The sequence below is a fragment of the Psychrobacter faecalis genome, assembly GCF_016107575.1.
Lineage (GTDB): Bacteria > Pseudomonadota > Gammaproteobacteria > Pseudomonadales > Moraxellaceae > Psychrobacter > Psychrobacter faecalis.
Map to the genome: position 1 here is coordinate 57,269 of NZ_JABAST010000006.1, position 24,133 is coordinate 81,401.

At 40.3% G+C, this 24,133-nt stretch carries 17 protein-coding genes and 4 pseudogenes; 8 read left to right on the plus strand and 13 right to left on the minus strand.

Going from position 1 to position 24,133, the window contains the following annotated elements:
- The first annotated feature begins 66 nt into the window (after positions 1-66).
- The 4 genes from JFC07_RS03295 (at position 67) to JFC07_RS03310 (ending at position 3,675) form a co-directional block, all read left to right on the plus strand.
- The gene (locus JFC07_RS03295; protein ID WP_068405010.1) at positions 67-603 is read left to right on the plus strand and encodes a porin family protein; all 537 of its coding nucleotides are present in this window, start codon (positions 67-69) and stop codon (positions 601-603) included.
- Positions 604-771: 168 nt separating this feature from the next.
- Entirely contained in the window at positions 772-1,260 is a 489-nt protein-coding gene (locus tag JFC07_RS03300) for an NfeD family protein (RefSeq protein ID WP_227514939.1), read from the plus strand.
- Positions 1,261-1,281: 21 nt separating this feature from the next.
- A complete protein-coding gene (locus JFC07_RS03305) occupies positions 1,282-2,142 on the plus strand; it encodes an SPFH domain-containing protein (RefSeq protein ID WP_068405008.1) in 861 nt (286 codons plus the stop codon).
- 156 nt (positions 2,143-2,298) lie between these two features.
- Positions 2,299-3,675, plus strand: coding sequence for an esterase-like activity of phytase family protein (locus JFC07_RS03310; protein WP_068404322.1), 1,377 nt, complete (start codon positions 2,299-2,301; stop codon positions 3,673-3,675).
- A gap of 97 nt (positions 3,676-3,772) precedes the next feature.
- Here the strand turns inward: JFC07_RS03310 and hemN are convergent, their stop codons facing one another.
- Entirely contained in the window at positions 3,773-5,317 is a 1,545-nt protein-coding gene (gene hemN / locus JFC07_RS03315; RefSeq protein WP_068404324.1) for an oxygen-independent coproporphyrinogen III oxidase, read from the minus strand.
- 189 nt (positions 5,318-5,506) lie between these two features.
- Positions 5,507-7,960: a penicillin acylase family protein gene (locus JFC07_RS03320; protein ID WP_198328110.1), complete on the minus strand. Its 2,454-nt coding sequence runs from the start codon at positions 7,958-7,960 to the stop codon at positions 5,507-5,509.
- Between the two features lie 378 nt (positions 7,961-8,338).
- On the opposite strand from JFC07_RS03320, the pseudogene JFC07_RS03325 reads away from it, so the two are divergent.
- Together JFC07_RS03325 and JFC07_RS03330 are read left to right on the plus strand one after the other, a co-directional pair.
- Positions 8,339-9,259: pseudogene (locus tag JFC07_RS03325) on the plus strand (YifB family Mg chelatase-like AAA ATPase); the annotation flags it as partial.
- Between the two features lie 62 nt (positions 9,260-9,321).
- Positions 9,322-11,043, plus strand: a complete 1,722-nt coding sequence (locus JFC07_RS03330) for a hypothetical protein (RefSeq protein WP_198328111.1) — start codon at positions 9,322-9,324, stop codon at positions 11,041-11,043.
- Between the two features lie 261 nt (positions 11,044-11,304).
- Here the strand turns inward: JFC07_RS03330 and thrH are convergent, their stop codons facing one another.
- Both thrH and JFC07_RS03340 read right to left on the minus strand, forming a co-directional pair.
- Positions 11,305-11,922: a bifunctional phosphoserine phosphatase/homoserine phosphotransferase ThrH gene (thrH, locus tag JFC07_RS03335; protein WP_198328112.1), complete on the minus strand. Its 618-nt coding sequence runs from the start codon at positions 11,920-11,922 to the stop codon at positions 11,305-11,307.
- A gap of 11 nt (positions 11,923-11,933) precedes the next feature.
- Positions 11,934-12,542, minus strand: coding sequence for a LysE family translocator (locus JFC07_RS03340; protein ID WP_198328113.1), 609 nt, complete (start codon positions 12,540-12,542; stop codon positions 11,934-11,936).
- Between the two features lie 162 nt (positions 12,543-12,704).
- Here JFC07_RS03340 and JFC07_RS03345 point away from each other — a divergent pair, with 162 nt between their 5' ends.
- On the plus strand, positions 12,705-13,589 hold the full coding sequence (locus tag JFC07_RS03345) for a LysR family transcriptional regulator (RefSeq protein ID WP_198328114.1): 885 nt from the start codon (positions 12,705-12,707) through the stop codon (positions 13,587-13,589).
- 262 nt (positions 13,590-13,851) lie between these two features.
- Here JFC07_RS03345 and JFC07_RS03350 read toward each other — a convergent pair whose 3' ends face one another.
- From JFC07_RS03350 to JFC07_RS03385, 8 genes and pseudogenes are all read right to left on the minus strand, one after another.
- The gene (locus JFC07_RS03350; protein ID WP_198328115.1) at positions 13,852-14,580 is read right to left on the minus strand and encodes an AAA family ATPase; all 729 of its coding nucleotides are present in this window, start codon (positions 14,578-14,580) and stop codon (positions 13,852-13,854) included.
- A 127-nt stretch (positions 14,581-14,707) separates the two neighbouring features.
- Positions 14,708-15,082: pseudogene (locus JFC07_RS03355) on the minus strand (integrase core domain-containing protein); the annotation flags it as partial.
- A 32-nt stretch (positions 15,083-15,114) separates the two neighbouring features.
- Positions 15,115-15,519, minus strand: a pseudogene (locus JFC07_RS03360) (DDE-type integrase/transposase/recombinase); the annotation flags it as partial.
- A 62-nt stretch (positions 15,520-15,581) separates the two neighbouring features.
- Complete coding sequence (locus JFC07_RS03365) at positions 15,582-17,021, minus strand: hypothetical protein (protein ID WP_198328117.1); 1,440 nt, start codon at positions 17,019-17,021, stop codon at positions 15,582-15,584.
- A complete protein-coding gene (locus tag JFC07_RS03370; protein ID WP_198328118.1) occupies positions 16,978-18,165 on the minus strand; it encodes a TniQ family protein in 1,188 nt (395 codons plus the stop codon). Before JFC07_RS03370 ends, JFC07_RS03365 begins: the two co-directional genes overlap by 44 nt.
- Entirely contained in the window at positions 18,123-19,019 is an 897-nt protein-coding gene (locus tag JFC07_RS03375) for a TniB family NTP-binding protein (protein WP_198328119.1), read from the minus strand. The genes JFC07_RS03370 and JFC07_RS03375 overlap by 43 nt, the downstream gene beginning before the upstream one ends.
- Entirely contained in the window at positions 19,019-20,962 is a 1,944-nt protein-coding gene (locus JFC07_RS03380; protein ID WP_198328120.1) for a TnsB C-terminal domain-containing protein, read from the minus strand. Before JFC07_RS03380 ends, JFC07_RS03375 begins: the two co-directional genes overlap by 1 nt.
- Positions 20,952-21,593: a TnsA endonuclease N-terminal domain-containing protein gene (locus JFC07_RS03385; protein WP_198328121.1), complete on the minus strand. Its 642-nt coding sequence runs from the start codon at positions 21,591-21,593 to the stop codon at positions 20,952-20,954. Before JFC07_RS03385 ends, JFC07_RS03380 begins: the two co-directional genes overlap by 11 nt.
- Positions 21,594-21,754: 161 nt before the next feature.
- On the opposite strand from JFC07_RS03385, the pseudogene JFC07_RS03390 reads away from it, so the two are divergent.
- A pseudogene (locus JFC07_RS03390) lies at positions 21,755-22,411 on the plus strand (ATP-binding protein); the annotation flags it as partial.
- Between the two features lie 8 nt (positions 22,412-22,419).
- Here JFC07_RS03390 and ilvD read toward each other — a convergent pair.
- Positions 22,420-24,102, minus strand: a complete 1,683-nt coding sequence (ilvD, locus tag JFC07_RS03395) for a dihydroxy-acid dehydratase (protein WP_068404344.1) — start codon at positions 24,100-24,102, stop codon at positions 22,420-22,422.
- Positions 24,103-24,133: the final 31 nt, after the last annotated feature.

Genomic DNA, 24,133 nt, shown 5'->3' on the forward strand with positions numbered 1-24,133 from the left:
GATATGGCTAAAAAGCCCACATAAATAAATAACTTGTTTGTCCAAATTGATTTTAAGGAGCTACACATGAAAACTCTACAAAAAACTTTACTAGCCCTAGCTGCAGGTTCTTTACTAAGCGTAGGTGCACAAGCAGCCGTAGCATACGGCAATGGTTATACTGGCCAGCCATACGTTGGTGTAAAAGTCGGTCAGTTTGACCTAGACGTAGATGGTGCTGATGATCCAACTGCTTATGGCGTATACGGTGGCTATAACTTTGATCCTAACTTCGGTATTGAAGCTGAATATGTAGGTTCAGATGATGCTGATTATCGTGGCGGCGATATCGATGCCAAAACTTACGGCGCTTACGGTACTTACCGTTATGCATTCCCAAATACTGGACTATACGCTAAAGGTAAATTAGGGGTTGCCAGAACTGAAGTAGAAGCCTCTGGTACAACTTTAGGTTTATATAACGGTACAGATAAAGATACAAGCCTAGCAGGCGGTGTTGGTCTTGGTTACTCAGTCAATCCTGACTTCAGCGTTGAAGCAGAATATGACAAACTAGGTAGCGATGCGGATCTTATGACTATCGGCGCTCATCTTAAATTCTAATTAACTGAACATTAAGTTCTATATTAATGAAAGAGTTAGATGATAAGCAAAATAAAAAACGATCACTTAGGTGGTCGTTTTTTTATGCCTATAACTTTTAAGGCGCTGTTTGATAACAAAATGTGCTACATTGAAAGCTAGAATGATAAAGATAGGGAATGAGCAATTATGGAGATGCTTTGGATGCTTGAACCGTGGCACTGGCTGGTATTAGGCTTTGTATTGCTAATCATTGAGATGTTTGTACCGACGTTTGCCAGCCTGTGGTTTGGCGGAGCGGCTATCATCGTGGCTGCTCTTGCGTGGTTGCTACCCATTTCTGTATCGATGCAAATCATTATTTGGTTGGTGCTCTCGGCTATCTTTTTATTGGCTTGGTTTAAATTTATCAAACCATTATCTGTCGATCGCACCAAAGCGGGGTTGGGCGGTAGTGTCATCATCGGTGAAACTGGGATGATTATCGTCGCGCCGCAGTTAGAGCGCGCAGGCGTTGTACGCTTTAGTGTACCTATCGTCGGGGCTGCTGAGTGGATGTGCCGTACGAGCGGTGAGCAAGTCGCCGTCGGCGATCGCGTGATAGTGACGGATATCGTAGGTAATGAGCTGATTGTCAGTAGTATGCAAGCGCAAGCAGTTATTAATAAAAATAGTTAGGCATAATAATAGAGGTGCAACATGGAAAGTTTTAGTATTGTCATGATCGTTTTGATTGCATTGGTCGTGTTTACGGTGTTCAAAGGCGTGCGCATTGTTCCTCAAGGGTATAAATGGGTGGTGCAGAGACTCGGTAAATATAGCCAAACCCTAGAGCCGGGATTAAATTTAATCATTCCTTATGTCGACGATGTGGCTTATAAAGTGACGACCAAAGATATCGTCCTTGATATTCCCTCACAAGAAGTCATTACCCGAGATAACGTGGTCATTATCGCCAATGCCGTTGCTTATATTAATATCGTGCGCCCCGATAAAGCGGTTTATGGTATCGAAGACTATGAATACGGTATTCGAAATCTAGTGCAGACGTCTTTGCGTTCAATCATTGGTGAGATGGATTTAGATAGCGCCTTGTCAAGCCGTGATGAAATCAAAACCAAGCTCAAGTATGCCATCTCAGAGGATATTGCCGATTGGGGTATTACCTTAAAGACGGTAGAAATCCAAGATATCAATCCCTCGCAAACCATGCAAGCCTCGATGGAAGAGCAGGCGGCGGCAGAGCGTTTACGCCGTGCTACCGTCACCCGTGCTGACGGGCAAAAGCAAGCGGCTATCTTAGAGGCAGATGGTCGCCTAGAAGCGTCACGCCGAGATGCGGAAGCGCAAGTGGTATTGGCGAAAGGCTCAGAAGAATCTATTCGTCTGATTACTGCTGCAATGGGCGACGAAGAAATGCCGATTGTCTATTTACTTGGCGAGCAATATATCAAATCGATTCGTCAGTTAGCCGAATCTGATAACGCAAAAATGGTGGTATTACCGGCTGACATTCTAAGTACCATAAAAGGTATGGTAGGTGATAAGCTTAAGGTTTAACTAAGTATGCTTTAGGCGTATTTAAATTTGTTAGAAAAATAGTCAGTGAGCGTTTTACGTGCTGACTATTTTTTTAACTTTTAATTGATAGCTAATCAACTTTTTAGCGTGCATTACTCTATTTTTAATAACAATAATAATTCAAGGAAAATAATAATGGCTAACGAAGATATCAATAATAAAATGACGGCTATAAATGAATTTGTGCAAGGTAGCCCGTTGCCTTATAGCGAGCTTGATGCGTCGCATATCAATGCCGCTTATCCTGAGCAGAAATTAGAGATTCGAGGCGGCGGCTACGGCTCAGATGCAGCGGCGCATCCAACCAATGCCAAGCAATTTTATGCCCTGACCGACCGTGGTCCTAATGCCGACTTTGACGGAATTGCCGGTAAAGGTAAGCAGTTTCTTGTGCCAAATTATACGCCGTCTATTGGGTTGTTTGAATTGCAAGCTGACAGCAAAATTATCAAAGTAAAAGAAATAATTCTAAAAGATAGCAATGGCAATCCTATCTCAGGACTACCAAACCCCAAGGCTTTTGGCGGCACCAATGAAGTACCTTATGATGTCAATGGTCAACCGATGACAGTCAACCCGCAATTGCCTTTTGATGCGGTAAGTAATCCGATCAAAACTGATATCAATGGTTTAGACCCTGAAGGACTCGCAGCGCTGCAAGATGGCAGCTTTTGGGTCAGCGATGAGTACGGTCCGCACCTTGTGCATTACGATGCCAATGGCGTAGAGATTGCGCGTATCAATGCGTTTGCCAATGATGAGCGTAATAATGTGATGGTTGATGCTAAGCCAATCTTGTTACCGACGGAATTTAGCAAACGTCGTGCCAATCGTGGCATGGAGGCGTTAACCATTACGCCTGACCAAACGACGCTGGTCGGTATCATGGAGTCCTCTATGGACAATCCCGATAAGTCAGGGCGACTCTCTAGTTTGGTACGTATGGTAACGATTAACTTAGTTTCAGGACAAATAGCGCAGTATTTATATCGATTGGATAACGCAGCGCATGTGACCTCTGGCATTGTGGCGCTTAATGACCATGAGTTTTATCTCATTGAGCATGATCGCAAATTCCCGCTCCAAGATAAGTCAGCACAAAAACTCATTTATAAAATTAATATCGCGCAAGCAACAGATATTGCAACCATTGCAAATGATAAAAGTGTTAAACAGAATGATAGACTGGGTTTGACAGTGAATGGGCAAACGCTTGAGCAGCTGATTGCAGAAGACGAAGAAAACTGGCAGACCCTTGAAAACTTAAACATCACGCCTGTTAAAAAAACCTTGGTCGTCGATGTGCTGGCGAGCTTAGATTACCCACATGATAAGCTTGAGGGCTTATGGTTAAGACAAGATGGTTCATTGGGTCTACTCAATGATGATGATTTTGCGATGACAGATACCGATATAATCAATCCAAAAAGTAGCGTCGAGCAAAAGTATCTCGATAAAGAAAAAACCATTGAAGATGCCAATCGCTTATATATTGTTATGCCGACTGAATAGAGTAGATTGGTTTTTTTATCAATACTTATCGTATTACAGCCAATAAAAAGACCTCGCATTAGCGAAGTCTTTTTTATTAATAACGTATAAAAAAGTTTTAAATTACTTTAGAGAAGCGGTTTTTATGTTTTTTCTCAAGATACTCATCGAACACCATAGCGACATTACGCCCTAATAGACGACCTTTTGGCAGGACGCGAATACCAGCGGCATCCATGTCAATCAAGCGGTCCTCTTGCATCGCGCCCAATTGCTGAATTTCATCGATAAAGTAAGTAATAGCATCGATACCAAATTTCTGATTAACGTCTCTAAAGTCGATATAGTCGTGACAAAGTAAATTCATAATCACGTATTCACGCAGACGATCTTTAATCGAGGTTTTAATCACATTGACCGCTGGCATGATCGCTGGATTATCACGCGCCGCATCGATATTTTCTTTATATACCTGCAAATCCGTATGGTTTTGCAAAATATAGCTGCTATTGGCGTTAGAGATTTGGCTGATTGACGACACGCCAAAGCCTAATAAATCGCAATCGCCCATGATGGTATAACCCTGAAAATTACGATGTAATTTGCCTTCGCGCTGGGCGATAGCAAGCTCATCGTCAGGTTTGGCAAAATGGTCGATACCGATATATTGATAACCGGCCTCGCTCAAGGTATTGATGGTATTACCGAGCATGGTAAGCTTCTCAGCTGGCGTCGGTAAATCTGCCTCTCTGATTTGGCGTTGCGATTTAAAGCGCTCAGGCAAATGAGCGTAATTGAATACCGATAAACGATCGGGTGACATCTCAATAACACGGCGTACGGTCTTGTCTAGAGTCGTTGGCGTTTGATGCGGTAAGCCGTAAATCAAATCGACGTTGGTAGAATGGAAGCCCAATCTACGCGCTTCAGCAAGCACATTCTCAATCAGTTCAGCAGAGTTGATACGGTTGACGGCGATTTGTACTTTTTCGTCTAAGTCTTGTACGCCTAGACTGACACGGTTAAAACCAAGGTTACGCAGTACCGTTAGTGTCTCGTCGCCAAGCTCACGCGGATCGATTTCAATAGAGTAATCGCCTTGGTCTTCTGGCAAAAATTCAAACTGGGTCTGCAAAAATTCCCAAAGTTTTATCAACTCATTATCTTGTAGAAAGGTTGGCGTACCGCCACCGAAATGCAGCTGCTTGACCAGTGGATTTTTACGATCGGCTGGCGTTTTTAATAGGCTACGTTTGTGCTTGATTTCCGCCATTAAATATTCTAAATAATCGCCAGCGTCGCTGTTCTTTTTGGTGATTATTTTATTACAAGCACAGTAGTAGCAAAGGTGACGACAAAACGGAATATGGAAATACAGCGATAAGGGCGCATCGGCTTCGCGCTCTTGCAAAATCTTAGTCTCCAGCCCCTCAGGCATCGGTGAAAATTCTAACGCGGTCGGGTAGGAGGTATAACGCGGCCCAGATCGATTGTATTTATTGATAATCTCTTCATCGAATGCTGGTAGCTGTTTGCTGGTAATGCTGCCACGGGTACTGGCATAGGGATTGGGCATCTCAACCACAGGGCGTGCAGTCGTAGGCTGCTCGTCGGCATGAGCGAAAGATCTTTGGTCGCTATTGATATCGGCTGGTTCTGACATGCGAGATTCCTCGGTTTAACTGTATAAATCGCCACTTAAGTAATAAGTAGTATAACAAATCAATAGTCATAGTGGCATGGACGGTAAGTTTTCGTATATACCCATAAAGTTGTATTGCTATCTACAATAAAAAAAGACTTCAGGATTACCCTAAAGTCTTTTTTATTATAATCAATAATTTAGCTAGAACTATTCTCTCAATTTAATCACTTCACCAACCGCTTGTTTGGATATTTCGCTCTTACTAAATGGCAGACGAATCCACTCTTTATCTGAATAACGGCGCGTCTGATCACGATGATAAGGGCGCGTCGTATCTCCTGCTTGTGAGTAGGCAAGCAGCGCCTCTACAACAGGACCTTTACTATCAAAGGTCACTGACTGCATATAGGTTGGGCCATTGGTCACTGGACCATAAGTGCCATCGCTGTTTTGACTTGAGCTTGCGACATTGAAGACGCCTTCACCACCAAAACCACCATGCATAGGAATCTTTTCATTGTTCTTGCCTGCATCAATAACGAACTGCAAGCTTCCTAATGGCGCATCAAGCGCAATAGTTCTATCATTAAAATATTTGATTGAGTCGCCAAGCGCAGTACGTGTCTTATCATTGATGATTAAGTCACGAGGGGTGTTAATGGGATCTGCCTTATTAAATGGAACACCAAAACCTGCATAATCACTCACACCAAGATTGGTCCAAAACTTTCTAAAGACATGAGCGCCTTTACTATCGAGATTATCGCGGCGATCCCAATTGCTTAGTACGTTACAAGCTTGGGTTGCGTCAATGCTGCCACCGTCTTTTAAAGGCAATAGAGGGTTAGCGGTACAATCTGCTAAGACATCATCGAGCACTAATTCGGCTGCATAACTGCGGTTGCCATAGACGACTTGTTGTAGCTTATCTAAATCAAAATTATGGCCACCAAGTCCATCTTTATTGCTCAGTCTATCTAATACTTGGGTAAATGCCATTCTGGTACGTAAAGATAGCGGTGCCGCGTCTTCAGAAAGCGGTAACAAATCACGTCTTAATAATGGGGAGAATCCAGTTAATAGTTGTTCTGCATTACTGAGCCAATAACTATCGTTTGAATTTAGGACATAATCATCACGAATTAAAAACGGTAATTTTGAGCCGCCAAAGATACCCGCTTGAGGAGAATCGGCGTCCGTATCCCACTCACAGGCAGCCGTACTACCATTAAGTGCAGGTAAGTCTGCGGCAATCAAAAGAGGAAGAGCAGCTCCAGCGTCAGCACTACAAGCTACTAACTTTTCTCTAGTGACATTAGGTACCGTTGAGATATCGGCGTAAAGCGCTTTACCGTTACGGTCAGTAGCAATGGTATTGACAAACCCTAGGCCTAGAATTTTTTGCATTCTATCGACGAGATCTCCAACGCTAGTGGCCATATTCATACTGCGCCACTGATTGAGGGCTCTTGGGTTCTCAGAGGCAGCATCACGGATAGTATAAACAACGTTATTAGCATCACCCCATGCTGGTAAGCGAGGATCAAGCAGTTTTGCATTGAGTATTGGCCCATAATGTGAAACATAGATGTTCCGAGTTATTGTTTGATTGTTTGGCATCTTAACAATGACTGGAACCGTTTCAATATCACGTTGTTCAACCTTACCGTCGCTGTTGACATAATTGTATTTAAAAGGACTACCGTTGACTAGACTAAGCTGATAAAGGGTAAAGCGCTTAGCAGTCGATACCGTATGGCTCCAAGCCACGTCTTTATTAAAGCCGATGTTGATAAAAGGTTGACCTTGCTGAGCGGAACCCATCACATCAAGCTTACCTGGTATTGTTGTATGAAATTCATAAAAACGCTGAACGCCTTCCCATGGTTCATGTGGATTTCCATACATTACGCCACTATCAGTACCTGTTACCTTACTACCAAAGGCATAAGCATTACTACCGCCATCTAATACGTTGATAGTTGTCATATCGAATTTTTCATCCGACTCTGCTATAGGTTCAGGGCTACTCATTCTAGAGCTTCCCATGACGATACCTGACGCTGGAGGAGCTACTTGTGCGATTTGTTTGACGAAGTTAGAGAGTCCACCGCGTAAATTGGCTTTGCCATATAGAGCCAACATATCGTCAATATTGATTTCGCGAACCCATTCAGCGCCTGCACAGGCAGGGTCTTCAATATTTTTGACCCCTTTGTCACGCAAATAGCGATTGTAGCCAGCGGCATAGCCTTTGACCGCATCAATCACTTCAGGGTCTTGAGCCCCTAGAAAACCCGATCGTCGTTCAGGAGAGTTATACCAAGTGTAGAAAACATCGCTATTCTCATTACCCTCAGCACCCAGATAGCGCATACTCTCACCCTTAGCGATTACGATTTCACGTGCTAAGGAGCAGATATTGTCTTCGGCAAAAGCATACCCGACGCCATAACCCAGACCTTTATAATTTTTAGCAGTGATGTGCGGGATACCAAACTCAGTGCGCTGGATATCCGCCGCATAAGTACTATCACCAGTGCCGTCGTCTATATTGCCGTTAAAATTGTCGTTATCCGAACAGCCAAACAGTCCCAGAGAGACTGCCATCGTCAATAGCGTGAGTGTGCGTACACGCCGATTAAGCACATTAATGCTCATAAGCTTACCCATCCATGGTTAATTACGATTTTATAAAGCGCTAACGAAAATCACCGCCAAGCTTTATATGTCAATAAAATCCTTTTATTGCCATGCTTTTATCTGTCTTATTTTCTATTTTTTTGAATGAAATAATAAATAAGAAAAATTAAAAACATTTATCAATCATATAACACTTTTAAATATCTATGCTAGCGAATAAATCGCAGAATTTAGGCGCTGATATTTTGCTTAGTAGTAGTCAGAAATGAGTTTTATCTATTAAAAAATAGGTTAGAAATAATAAGGTTTAAACGGATTGATAAAAATAGAACACGACATTTACGCGCTGATTGATAATGCTCTATTATCGATTAATCTTTATAGTAGGAAACGCTGATGTCGTTCGCCCAAGTCTATACGCGTTCAGTCGTCGGACTGCACGCGCCGCAGGTCATTATCGAGGTGCATTTATCACAAGGCTTGCCAGCGCTGACCATTGTCGGCTTGCCTGCCGCTGCTGTGCGCGAAAGTAAAGACAGGGTGCACTCGGCGATTTTGAATTCGGGCTTTCAATTCCCTAATCGGCGTTTGACGATTAATCTAGCACCGGCAGACTTGCCAAAAGATGGTGCAAGATTGGATTTGCCAATAGCCATCGGTATTTTGGCCGCCAGTGGACAGCTTGAGCCAGAAACGTTATCAGGGTTTGAGTTTATCGGCGAGCTTGCACTCAATGGCGAGTTGCGGCAAGTGAGTGGTAGCTTGGCGGTTGCTCGAGCGATGAAAGCAGAGTCGTTAGTGGTAAATTCTACCAAACCTTCTACAAAATCTGATGAACAAGAATCGCGCCAGTTACGGCAATTAATAGTACCGATTGATAATGGCGCGGAAGCCAGCCGTGTCGAGGGGGTGACGATATTAGCGGCGCAAAACTTAAAGGCAGTCTGTAATCATTTGCAGTCGCTCACAGATTCTAGCCTTATAGATGAGCGCTTAGAAGTCGTGCAAGCAACCGCTGCGCAGAGTAAAGTTGCTTATAAAGTTGATTTGGCGGATGTTAAAGGTCAGCATCATGCTAGGCGGGCGTTAGAAATCGCCGCCGCTGGTGGCCATTCGATACTGTTTACCGGACCGCCGGGTTCTGGCAAGACGTTGATGGCATCACGGCTACCCACTATCTTGCCAGACTTGAGTGATGAAGACGCATTAGAAGTTGCCAGCACCTATTCAGTGGCAGATAGCGACTATGATTATGGTACGCGGCCATTCAGGCAAGTTCATCACACCATATCTGCAGTGGCGTTGGTTGGTGGTGGTTGTCACTTCCCATAATCCTTGTCATAATTCCACAAACATTGTCAAAGTAAGAGACTTTAAAGATGAGCAATTTTAAACCGTTTATAGGAATTGACCTGGTAGCAAGCAAATCAAGTATAGATATTAGTGACTTTTTAAATTTGACTGACTACGAAAAGGGGGTTAAGAAAAGATTTTTTAAAAACTCTTTATATCAAGTTATTTGGTACAAGAATCTATATGATTTAGGTGAAGGAAAAGAAAACAAACGAGTTGAAGTTGTTTTTGTCAGTAGCAATGGTTTTCAAATTTCTGTGAAGCTACCGCTTGATATTATAATAAAAGTACCAGTAGGTTCTGTCTGGAAAAACGGACTTATGGTTAAAGAGTTGGATACTGGGCAGTACGTATTTTCTTTGCAAGAAGCAAAAGGTAAGAGTTTTCATAGGCCTAATGTTAGATATATTTCTCAATTCTATGAAAAGAAACAGGAGGGAAAACAAGAGGATGAGCAAAAAAAGTACAGAGCCAATTTAATTCTTCGTGAGAAGGATTATCCTGTTAGGGGTAGCGAAGCAAACACCCTGATTATTGTCGAGCAGGGAGAATTAAAATTTATTATTCACCCCCTTATCTTTTTTTTAACTCATTACGGCAGTTCTAAGCACATAAACAATGTTCTTGTTTCTCATCCTTGGGGTGATGTAAATAATAGTGATCATAGTACTGTTAAAAACCTTCTAGAACTTGATTATAAAAATACCAAATGCTCTAAAGCTGTCTTAATACCTAAAAGCTGTTTGGTAAGCGATGCAGTTATTTTGCATTATCTTAGAGAAAACGAATATACAAAAAGAACTGTTAAGGAATTCAATGCGACTACTCGGCAAAAACTTAACGATAATAAAAATAAGTCTGGTGGTATATCTGTGAAACCTTATCATCAACAAAGCATTGAGATGCTAGTAAAAGGAATACCTTTAGGGGGTGGCATTATCTTGTGTTCTGAGGTTATAGGCATGTCATTACCACGAGGTGAAGAAATATTCTACGATTTTGAGAATAGTATTCAAGTCGTTGGTGCAAGTAATGCTCAATCATTTAGACCTATGTATATCAACATTGAAAAAGAGACGATAGTCGTAGCAGATACTAGAGGTCCTAATAATTCAACTACAGCTGTAATTAGACAAAAACAAAAAGTATTAGGTGATATCAGAAAAATCTCTAGAAACGAAGGTATAAGTTTAGATGAGGCCTTTAAATACGAAACTAAATCTATACCTTTGCGCGAACCTATACCTGATTTTTTCGCTCCAGGGAGTCTTGTCAATACTGCTGGTAGTGTTGGTATGTTAAAAGTATTCGTAGATTCGGGTGTAGAGGAATATACAGATACAAATCCTCATAAAATTTTAAGATATGCTCGTCAGCTAAAACACTATTACAAATCCGTGAAAATTGACTGCTACTTAATTGAACAAGGTTATAAAGGTGAAGTAGTAAAACTACAAGAATCTAATGATGATAGATTTCCAAAGACTATTTACATTCTACGACTTATTATCGATGGTAAATATTACTTTGTCTTTGATAGCCAGCCGTTGAGTATTCTTAATGTATCAGGAATTAGTGGTATTATAGTTAAAGTGATTAGCTCCTTCGACCCTGAGGATTCAATTTACGAATTATTTAATAATGAAGGTAAGTTCCATAATATGGATAAGGATAATATTAGAATTTTTAATCACATGACTAAAGCTAAAAAAACCAATTGGTTAAGAAATGCCTTAATTAGGTTTTAAAAAAGTATATCTTAAGTACATAAAAGTGACAGCTATCATTACTACCGCTAAGCCATTAAAATTCAACCTTCTTGGTAGGATGTTTGGAAACAGAGTCATTACTCTAACAGAAAAAGGTATCTCTTTATATTCTAAAAAAGGTTCTAAAGAGCTACTCTCTTTTTCTAAAACTAAACGATTTGCCTACGTTGAAAATGGGTTCTTTATAGTGGCATAATTAAATTAGACAGTATTTAAGAGATATATTACCTAGAAAAATATTTAAACAATTTTCATGTTAATAGAGTCAATAACTTCTTGATAGTTGTTTACCACATTAAATGCTGGTAGAGCTTTCCCTAAAACTTCTTTCGAGGGTGAGAATAAGTACCCATGAGATACTGCTTCTAACATACTAAAATCATTAAATGCATCGCCTATTGCCATACTATTTCCCAATGATAAAGGATATTTTTCGATAATCTCGTGTTTACCATGTTGGCGACTATATAGCACTTTATTAACATAGCCCGCACCATCGACCTGTAAACGATGACAATATACCGTCTCTATCGGAACTTCTAGCTTTTGCAAAAAACCTTCTAATAATTCATGAAAGCAGTCCGATACAATCTGAATATCAAAACCCTTCACTCTCAACGTTTGTAAAAACTCTACTGCGCCTTCTAAGGGGTTAAGCTGACTGATGATATCTTGTATATTTAGTAGAGTAATCTGATTTTTGTTTAGAACATCAATGCGATACAGCATTAGTTTTTTATAATCTTCTACTTCTCTTGTAGTAATGCTCAGCTCAGATATATTCAGCTGACTAGCCAAGAATTTCCATATCTCCGGAACTAAAACCCCTTCCATATCGATAAAAGCAACTTTATTCATGTTTAATTCCTCTAGTTTAAGTTTGCAAAGAGCAGCAACACGCCCAATAGCCCTAATATAAAACCAATGACACGATTGATTGCGACTTGCTGCTGTAGCATTTTTTCTCTTAGCGTCCGTTGAGAGAACAATAAAGCCACTAAAGCGAACCATATGAAGTGAGCTAGTGACATGAATAAGCCATAACCGATTAAAATAGACTTGGGGGTAATGGCGCTAACAATCTGCGTATACGTGCTAATCACAAATAATGTGGTTTTAGGATTCAAAGCATTGGTAAAAAAACCGTATCGCAATGCTTGTCCGGAACTAATGCGGGCAGTAGCGCCTACGTCATGTACAGGCTTTTGTGTGAATGTTTTATAACCAATATAAATCAAATAAAGGGCACCAAGATATTTTATGATCGTCAAAAAATTTGGCGCAAGTTTCATTACAATGGCAACGGCTACTAACGTATAAGTAACGTGTACTAAGACACCTAATGCTATACCAATAGACGTTAGTACACCGACTGAACGCCCATATAGGTAGCTATTCTTAGTGACAATAGCGAAATCAGCCCCAGGGCTAATAACAGCAAGAATGGTGATCATGATAACGGTAAGAAATTCTGTCATTTGGTCAACTCTGTAAAGGGTAAACCAACATATAAAGCGTCTTTATTCAAACAAATACTGTTTTATATATCGGTTTTTATGTCATCAATTTAAGTGCATTCTCCTACAGTTACAGATAAACTAAAATTGAGTTTATTACATCATCATCTATGAGTTTTTGGCATGATAGAAAAAATATCGTTGAATTCATTAAGGTTCTTTTACTACGTTGCAGAGCATAATAGTGTGACGCTTGCTTCTCAGAAACTGTTTGTGACACAAAGTGCCGTGAGTAAACAGATTAAGAATTTGGAAGATGCTTTAGGTGTACCTTTATTTAATCGAGTCAATAAGAAACTGGTACTCACAGCCAATGGCAATCTACTTTTTTCTTGTTGTCAGCAAGTTTTCGCAAAATTAGATGACTGTCTTGTGGATCTAACGAGGCAAGATCATCGAAAAAAGCAACTGGTACTCTCCTGTGAACCAACCATTTCAATGAAATGGTTGATACCGCGTTTGGCTGAATTTAATGCATTAAATTATGGGTTTGAAATTGTGTTACTGACGGGTGGTGGAACAGTAGACTTTCAAGGGAAATCTATCGACATTGCTTTGCGTAGAAATGATTTTGAATGGGACAAGAATATATTTCATGAGAAAATTATTGAAGAATATATTGTTGCTGTCCGTAATCCTAGAACTGAGCAAACGAATACCTTGTTACTGACTTCTTCTCGACCCAATTTTTGGCATCACATCAATAAGTCTAAGTTGGTCAGCAGCGAGATTTTATCCTACGAACCTATGGTATTGGAACATTTTTACTTATGTATTGAGGGCTGTCTAGCAGGTTTAGGAACCGCTATTGTTTCAATGTTTATGGTGGAAAAAGAGCTTTCGCATCACTTTTTAGAATTAATACATCCTCCAGTGGCAGACAGCTCGTCCTATCACTTATTGTCTTATTACCCTTTTTACGAAGATGAGAGAAAGGTGGTGTTTAAAGATTGGCTAAAAAAAGAGATGCTGAATAGCAAGATGCAGTTTATGGAAGCTCTGAAATGAGTATACCTATGGCGAACCAATCAGATGCTTTCACTAGTTCGGTTCCCTAATGAAGACTTGAATATCAAGCTGTAGGCTAATGGTATCAACGTCTTAACTTGCTGAAATAGTAGCAGTGTACTTCATGGTGTACCTATCATACATATTCTATTCGCGTAAGAAGCCGAACTGATAGACGTAACAATTGCCACGTAATGCTATTGGTCTTTGAGGTATACATCAGCTGGGCTAAAAGCCTAGCCTACGCTTACTTGATAATTAGTTAAGTGTTTATTATGTTTTTCAGGAACTCGCCCTTACTTTCTAATATTTCTTTATACAAATAATAGATATTAGTATTTATAAAATCCACGTACCTATAATTATTTTCTGTTATTTGAATAAGGTCAATATCAGGCATCAGCATAATAACTGGAGAATGAGTAGCGATGATAAACTGCGCCCCTTCCTTTGCTAACTGTATAATTCTCTCGACAAAATCAATTTGACTCGCAATTGATAGTGATGCTTCAGGCTCATCAAGTATATAAAGTCCGCCCCCTCTAAAACGATTGAAGAATAAAGCTCTCATGGACTCTCCGTGTGAGATTGTATGTAAGTCTCTACCTCCATAGTAGCTATTTATTTTAGGATCAAAACTTAATTCTGAGTCTAAATTTCTCATTTCAGTGAGAAGGTTGTAATAAGTTTCAGACCTATAAAAGAAAATATCTTCTATTTTTTTACCGCTTTTTGAGATTCTTAGATGCTTGGTATAATCCAAATGTGTATTTTCAGTTTCATAATGAAAATTTATAGAACCACCTTCGGCAGGGCAACCTAATTTGACTGCTAAAGCCTCTAAAATAGTCGATTTACCGGCTCCATTTTCGCCAGTAATCACGGTGATATTCTTTGTAAAACATAATGGATATAGGTGCATAAACGGAAAATCATGAGGGATAGTATTTAATAAATCTACTCTTTTCAACATAGGTGTATTTTCATACATAAAGCTAATCCTTATAGTCAGTCCACAATTAAATTAGTACAACCTATATTATGGAACAGTTTATTTAAATTATTCTCAATCCACCCTTTGAACCGCCCTGAGTATATCGGAGGCAGATTTACTTAAGTCAGGCAGCGATGCCTGACAGGATTAAACTATCATAATAGCGCTTTTCAAATTCAAAAGGTATCACATAACCAATCGTGCTATGCAGTCGTGTTTTATTGAACCAGTCTACCCATTCAAGGGTTGCCAGTTCAACATCATTTACGCAGCTCCAGTGCTGCTTCAAATAATGAATCACCTCAGACTTATAAAGCCCGTTGACCGTTTCAGCCAATGTATTATCGTAGGAATCACCAGTCGTACCCACAGAAGTGATAATGCCAGAGTCAGTCATTTTATCCGTGTAGCGAATAGATAAATCCTGAACGCCTCTATCACTGCGATGAATCACATCTTTAGGATTATTTCTACCTGCTATCGCTTGACCCCTGCCGTCAAATCCGTACAACTAAACTTGGGAGATTTTAGTTACGCAGCATGACTATAATAATCAAACCACATCTGCCATGGCGATCGATAGCCCAAACCCTTTTGAACCCTAGTTTGGTTGTAATACAGCTCTATATATTGTGTGATCTCGTTGGTCGCTGTAAACCTTGTTTTATATTCCTGATGTATACAAGCTCATTCTTCAATATGTCCCAGAAACTCTCTATTGGCGCATTATCAAAGCAACTACCTTTACCACTCATTGAGCCTTTAAAATGATGCTGCTTGATGATTTTGTGATAGGCATGACTGCAATACTGGCTGCCTCTATCAGAATGTACAATCAGCCCTGCTTGGCCCTTTATTCTCAATTGCCATATTCAATGCTTTACAGACTAAATCAGCGGTCATGCGCTTGTTAATAGCATATCCAACAAGATCTTTGATATTAGCTTCTATAATATATCTTAGGAGATAGTTAACTGATTTAAAGGCTAAAAATATATTCATTTGGTATGATTAGGTAGCCAATAAACTTTGGTTTTATGCTCAAACTTGACTAAGTTATCACTACTAAAGACTTCAAATTTGAAATTTTGAATATAATTTTTGCCAACCTTAATATCATGAAAATAAGCCATACATAACTGATACCATAGAATGACATCAGTTTCGGTTAGGCTTTCTTTTTTTATGAGTTGTTGGATTTGTTTTTCTTGCTCCTTCCTTACATTATTATAACTTAAGCCTTGCTTTTCAGGTCGTTTGCAAATTAATTTAAGTTCGTATTCTCGATTTAAAAAAGTCACAAAACCATATAGATTACTATACTGCCCTCGCTTATCAGCTAAATAGCGTTCTATTTGTTCCTGAGTTGGTTTTTCCGAGCCTAAAACCTTATAAGTGGTACAAATATCTATTGCAGGTCTCAAGGCGAGTCTAATGGTGCGTGTAATCGTATTGTTTTTAATTTGTTTCATCAAAAGAAATTCGTGATACATGTAAAGACATTTTGGTATCTCCTCAAAAACTGATAATGCATTTTCAATGTAGCTTTTCTCTGCAAGTTCTATCTTCAATTTCTCGTCTACTATAACCTGGTCGGTATCTACCAACCATCGTAAAACAGTTAAATTATGCCAAAGTCCGCTTGGTTTAAAGTGACCAACCAATGATTCATAAGACCTCAGTTCACCCCATAAGTCATCACAAACGACAAAGAAATCAACAAAGCTATCATGCTTTAAGAAAGCCTCTCTAGCTGATAGTTTATTGACATACCAATCAATAAAGTCTCGATAACTTGTCTTAATTGATTCTGAGTAAAATAAGTAGGTATTGAGTTCAACAGCATCAGTTAGTTTTTTTAACCAGTAGCAATTCTCACATCTTAAACCTCGACCAGCAGCCATTAATTGCTCACAATCGTTACAGGTTATATATCCCAATTCATGACATTTTTTACATTTCTTGCCGTCAGGAGTATCAAGCAGCTTTCTAAATCTTTTACATTGTGGACATGATTCATGGCAAGATCTTTGGAAGCATGAAGTGCAAACTGGTTGATCATGTTTTAACTCAGTATAACGACTGATGTTACGTTTGAAATCGCCACAACTGAAGCATTGCTTCTTGTCTTTGAAATATCCGTTATAGCAAACTTGACAGCTGCGACCGTATCGAGTATTTATGCCATTGACATAAGCATCCTTACTACAGCGAATACAGGGGCTTTTTCTAAGACATTCGCTACAAATAGAGTGCTCTTCCTTTTTGTGCAGTCTATGAATATCACCACATTTGAAGCAGTTTTTTTTAATAAACCATGTTTTATAACAGTTTGCACAATAACCCTGACCCTTGTAACGTCTTTGGATTTTTACATCATTTTTACCACACCAGTCACAATGTTTGATCCCTTTGCCTTGATTCAAGATGACGCTCATATTGTTCTCGTGCCTCCAGTTTGCGTTTTAATCTATGCCACTCCATCAAGGTAGTTTCAAAAGATTTAGGTTCATTACTTCTTTCACGCTGTTTATATTCACGTTTCGGGCTTGACTTTATTCTCATATAGACAGGAATAAAAGCTTTAGGTATTTCAGTTTTTTTATTCCAATTAAAGCTGTTTTGAGTAAGTCCTACAATCTCACCTGATTTTAACCATTGTTCTTTGGATACTTGAAGTAACTGGCTGACTAATTTGAATAGCTCAACTCTTTCTACGGCTGGCAAAAGTTCAAGTCTTGAACCAGTACTAGGCCTTTTAGTATGAGCAATGTCTATATCGAATTCAGCCAGCAATCTACCAAACATGTATTCAGAATTTTTTAGAGCTACTCTAACCATATTTACTGCAAATAAAATAAACTCAAACCATTCACCACTAGACACCTTTTCGTCAAGTACATAGCCATACTTATTGAGCCAAACCATTTGAGCCAGTTGCTGGAACTTTAAAACATCGTTATCAATATGTTCGGTAGGAATAATAGCTTTGTCTATCTTTCCATCACAATGACAACAGAAGTTTATATACCTATTTTCAATTTTGGCTAACAGTGGCTGATAGGGTATATCGCAGTGAGGACAATTTGTCTGCAATACCCTATGATGCTCATCACAGTAAACTGACCAAGCTAATCGCCATCGGAGCTTTAAATGAGATTTTTCATTGTCGGCCATACAATCAGGACAATATGGATGACCAAATCTCCCATATAAATGTCTGCGAGATAGTGGAAGTGTCCACTTTAAAGCGCTAGAACTATGTGAAATCAATCCCTGTTCTCTAGCAAAGCTCGTCAAAGTCTGTTTGTTAAACCTATCAACCGTCGTTTCTGCCAATATAGCCATATCCTCGTGAACATCAGGCTTTACGTGTTCAAATCCTTTATCAAAATCATATCGATCTAACCTGTCATCTACGTGTTGCCAATAAAATCCCATAAAGGTAGTAAGAGTACACTTCTGAGAAAGTGACGCCCTTATAATCCATGAGCCTATACTCTCACCCTCTAAAAGTGGGGTTGAAAAGGTCAAAGGTTTTATCCAATAATTGTGCGAATTCCTCTTTTTGGTCGTAACCATGATTTATCCTCAATAGACTTAATCGTAATTTCTTCTGTCCCATTAATAATGGCCTCTTTAGCACACTCGACCATTAACCTTTTAACATTACCTATGCAGCCACCGCTAATGCTATGTATGAGATTGAGTTTTGCAGGTTCTATCAGATTAGAGGGGTTTTTAAGAGGCAAAACATGCTCAAAAGTACTCACTAATTTTCTAAATTCTCTATCGTTCTTCCATAGCAGTAACTCTGCGACATCAAAACGACTAGCGTGCTGTGGGTCAGTATGCAAGATTCGGACAGCATCCTTAGTCCCACTTAGTACAATTGGTATTTGAAGCTGATTACATAAGTATTTTATGGTATTCATGATTTGACGTTGCTGTCTTGCTGTACCTGTAAGCATTGAGTGAATCTCATCGATAACAATAATTTTCACTTGAGTCTCAAGTAAAGAATGCACAACTTGATAACGAAATTTAGTTGTTGAGTTGGATATATTGTAAGGCAACGATAAGGCATCAATGAGAGCAACATATAAGTCCTTCTCACTTGCTGATGGTGGTGCTTGAATAGAAATAACGGGGATTACTAAATTTAAGTCATCATCAATATAGCTATCACCAAAACGTTTCACAAACTGCTTAATGATAGTGGTCTTACCATTATTTGAATCACCAATAATCAATAAGTTTGGCATACGATGCTGTTGCACCATATTCATCAGTCCTTGCATATTTTCAATGATACGATTTGCTTTATCGTACCCAAACCAGCGAGGAGTATCGATAAATTTGATACGCTCTTCATTAGACATCGTAGCAATATGGCGAAATTTTTCATGTATGTGCTCATGCGGTAACTTGTTCATTATTCAATATCCTCAAAATAATCCAATCCGCTATCATCGATATCTGAAACAGCATTAGGTTGATAAGTATTAGAGTCAGCATTTTGCTGCTCTTTTAATGGCTCATAAATCTCTTGTGATTGAACGTGAGATTTTCGACGTTGTTCTTTTCTGCGCTCTGACATAGTTGCGCTCTGAGACTCAGACACAATTGATTTCATATCATCCCAAGCACGATAGATAAGCTCGTCATTAACGGTGCCAGAAGCTTCCTTAACCTGCTTCTTAAGAAACTTATACTCCCAAAGACTCATAGCTGGTGTTGCTTGATTTGCTAGTGGAACTGAAAAATAGCTTTTAATTAATGGATCAAAGAACCAAACGTAACTTATGTCTCTTGGATCTTGTCTAAAGATAAATTTAGTTTTCTTCTGGCTACTTTTGTCCTCTAATTCATTTACAAAAGAGTTTAAGCATGGGTCATAGTAGATAAGCCCGTCAATTTTGACACCATAACGCTGAATGGTACGCTCTAGGCTCGGCATAAAGTCCAGAGTAAGTGTCTGCGGATCGGATGGTATAGCAGGTAAACCTGTACCTGCCTCGTAATCATTGCCAAATATACCTATCTTCCATTTTTCATTAGGTGTTGTTTCTAAAGCTGAGTGAGTCGTTTCGTGATAAACCTTTGTAATATAGGTCAGTACCCATTGCTCAAATTCAGCCAATGTCATGGAAGCATTTTTCTCAGAATCGTAAGTATCTCTTTCTTTAATGTTAGAAAAAGTGGTTCCTGGTAATTCGTGAACCTTTTGCATTACGTTACCAATCAATCTTTCAATGTGCCCACCAAACTCAGGTCTTGCTACTGGCCTGAATTCAAGTTCAATGCCATGAAACATACACGACTTGCGCAGACTTTCTGCTCTAAAATCTGCTCCATTATCAACATGTATTTTAGTTGGAAATCCAAACACATCCCAACTAGCATCTGTAATACCATGCTCTAGTAACAATTCTGTTTTAGGCAGAATACTACGTGATAAACACATACCGACTGAGGTAACAGAAGGTGGATCAAGTGAGATGTAATAGCCTGTAACCATTCGACTGTACACATCAATCGCTAAAGTAATATATGGCCGTCCAATGGGCTTCCTGTGTTTGTCATCAACAAGAATGATGTCAGCAGGAGTATGATCAATTTGGATAACGCTTAGAGGATAGTCAGCCCCAGGGAAGGTACCTGGTTTAGGCGTAAATTTCTGTTTTGCTCTTTTGCGAAAACCTCGCCCTTTTAAGTAATTCTTTTCGCTAATTTGCGAAATTCTTCTGCGAACAGTATTCTTGCCAGGTTTATCAATACCTAGCTCATAACATCTTTTAAGTACTTCACGAATAGTTGATTCTTCTGTAGGGCGTTGTATCGATAAGAAATGTTCGTTAATAACATCTTGAATCAACTTTTCAACATGCGGTTTCAGTTGATTGTCCCCTTTTCTTCTGCCACTTTTTCTATCGATGAGAGAAGCTATCGAGTTGGCTGACAAATATGCATCTCGCCACCTACGTAAAGTTCTAGCAGATACATCTACCTCGCTAGCGCGTTCATCAAGCGTTATAGAGGTTGAGTTTAAAAGTGGCTTAATAGCAATGTATCTTTCATGCGCCTTTTTCCAGTCATCATCACTGACTTCGTTGATATCAAACTTAATTGTCACATTGTTGGTATCAACAACATTTTGAAAGTCATGGATACTCATAACTTTATTACACTGATTAGATAGCTTCTTAAATAAAGCCTGATTCATATCATCCATGAATTCAATTAATTGGTAATCTTCTTTGTCTTGCCTATTTGTGTAAACACCACCTAGAGCAAGTTGGACATAACTACGTTCAGGTTGACGCTCGTAAAAACTTTCACGAGTCATATTGGTTAAGTTCTTCATATTATTCGGCATGCCAAATCTCCACTTTTTCACTACGTATATCGTTCCAAACGTCAAATCCAATTAGCTTATTCGCCATCAGATACCATATAAACTGACGACCTCTAGGGCGATAAATGTCACCTTTGAAGTATCTTTCTAAGATGTATTCGACAGTCGTATTATCTCTTAGTTCTAGGTCTGCCAACACCGCTTTAACTTCTTCAGGAGCTGCATATAAATTCTTGTACTTTCTCAAGAAGTTGATGTTGTGAAAAGCTAGATGATGAATTCTATCTTCATCATAAATTGCAAATCTAAAGCCTTGATTTTTACAATACTTGATAGCTGCCTTCCATTTATCTGACCAATCACGCCAATTCTCTTGCCATTCTAATTTGGGTTTAACCTCAACGATTACTGATTTACCGTGATCCTCGGAAAGTTGTACAAAATAGTCTGGCGTATAAGAGTAAGTACGACCATTTTTCTCAAAGGGAATAGAGATTGGCTGTGGCACTATGTCTATAACTTCCTTTCTGAAAGTCTGATAGCGCAAAAAATCACGCTCTAAAGTAGATTCATAAGCTAATGACTCACCCATAAAAGCGAAATGGCCCGATACGCTTCTGTAAGTGGGTTTAATTTTACGAACTTGTTTCATATAAAAATCCTTTGGTAGTAAGTGTATTATGTTCTTTTTTGACAGGGTTTATCGACAAGAAAAACCTTTTTGACAAGGTTAGTCGTGAAATAGTGACAAAGCTTATGGAGAGAAGTGTCTTGGAGAGTAGATACGTTGGTAGATAATTGACATGGTTTCTGGTAATTGACAGTGGTTCTCGTCCCAAACCTGGCGAGATCACCCTTGCTAACAAGGGAATTTTATTTTTAGATGAATTACCAGAGTTCGATCGTACGGTGTTAGAAGTATTGCGTCAGCCGTTAGAGGCCAAGCAAATAACCATTAGCCGTGCCAACTCGCAGCTTACTTTCCCCGCAAACTTTCAACTGGTAGCAGCGATGAATCCTTGCCCGTGTGGCTATGATGGTGACGGCTCAGGGCGATGCCGCTGCCGACCTGAGCAGATTAAACGCTATCAGGATAAGCTATCAGGGCCATTACTTGATCGGATTGATTTGCATATTACTGTGCCAGCGCTACCGATTGCTGATTTACAAAATGCGCAGGCTGGCGAAACCTCTGAGCAAGTCCGCACACGAGTCGCTGCCGCGCATGAGCGGCAGTTAAAACGGCAGAAAAAGGTAAATAATGAGCTTAGCCCCAATGAGATAGATAAATATATTCATTTGGGCGAGGCCGAGCAACAGTTATTACAGCTTGCACAGCAGCGTCTAAATCTATCGGCGCGCGGCTACCATCGGGTATTACGCGTTGCGCGCACCATTGCTGATTTGGCAGATAGCGAATGCATCACCAGCGCCCATGTCTCTGAGGCGCTAAGCTATCGTAGCAAGTGATTTAGCGCTTAAAACCTATCGGTAATGGCACCTTCTGAGGCACTGCCAACGGTTTTGGCGTATTTAGCCAGTACGCCGCGCTTTATATTTGGCTCTGGAGCGATCCACCTGCTTAAACGCTTCTCAATGTCTACTTCGCTGATATTTAAATTGATTTCATTATTATCGGCATCAATGGTGATGGTGTCGCCGTTTTCAATAATGGCAATCGGGCCGCCAACCATGGCTTCAGGGGTGATGTGGCCAACGACAAAACCATGACTACCACCAGAGAAGCGGCCATCGGTAATTAAGGCAACATCATTGCCCAAACCGCGCCCCATAATAGCAGAGGTCGGCGACAGCATTTCACGCATTCCGGGGCCACCTTTTGGGCCTTCGTAACGAATAACAACCACGTCACCCGCCACCACGGTGCCATCTAAAATGGCGCTCATGGCATTTTCTTCTGAGTCAAACACCCGTGCTGTGCCCGTAAATTGAGTGCCTTCTTGACCACTGATTTTTGCTACCGCACCGGTTGGTGCAACGTTGCCGCGTAATATACGCAAATGGCTGTCAGCTTTAATGGGATTGTCGAACGGACGGATAATGTCTTGGCCTTCCGGGTAATCTTTTACGTTAGCTAGATTTTGAGCGATGGTGTTGCCATTAACGGTTAAGCAATCACCGTGTAGTAACCCTTTTGCCAATAAGCGCTTCATTAATGGGGCGATGCCACCAATCTCGATGAGCTCTGACATGAGGTAACGGCCTGATGGGCGTAAGTCGGCCAACACAGGAACGCGCTTTCCTATTTCGGTAAAGTCATCAATATTTAGCTCGACACCAATGGCATCGGCCATAGCCAGTAAGTGCAGAACCGCGTTGGTTGAGCCGCCCAATACAATCACCATGGTAATGGCATTTTCAAAGGCCTTGCGCGTCATAATATCGCTAGGCTTGATATCATTATCAAGGAGCCATTGGATCGCTTCACCGGCTTTTCGGCAGTCTTCACGTTTTTCCGGAGAGATAGCTTCTTGCGCCGAGCTACCGGGTAAGCTCATGCCAAGCGCTTCAATCGCTGATGCCATGGTGTTGGCGGTATACATGCCACCACAAGAGCCAGGGCCTGGGATAGCCGTTCTTTCAACTTCTAAGACTTCCTCTGCTGTCATATCGCCACGGGCATTGGCACCGACGGCTTCGAAGACAGAAACGATGTCGGTGTGGTTTTTACCCGGCTGAATGGTACCGCCATAAATAAACAGCGAAGGACGGTTTAAGCGCGCCATGGCCATAATACAACCCGGCATATTTTTATCGCAGCCACCGATAGCAATGATCGCATCGTGACCTTGGCAGCCCGACACGGTTTCAATAGAGTCGGCAATCACTTCACGCGATACTAAGGAGTACTTCATACCTTGGTAACCGTTAGCAATACCGTCAGAGATGGTAATAGTATTAAAGATAATCGGTTTGGCATAGGCCAAATAAACGCCTTTGGCCACTTCATCCGCTAAGCCGTTAATATGAATATTACAGGGCGTCACTTGGCTCCAAGTCGAGGCAATACCAACTTGTGGGCGCTTAAAATCCTCATCGGTAAAACCGACAGCACGCAGCATAGAACGAGCAGGAGCTTTTTGGATGCCATCGACCAAAATAGCGGAGTATTTTCTGTTGCTGTCATCTTTTTTAATCATTCTCTGTCTCCAATAGCGTACGGTTTATTGG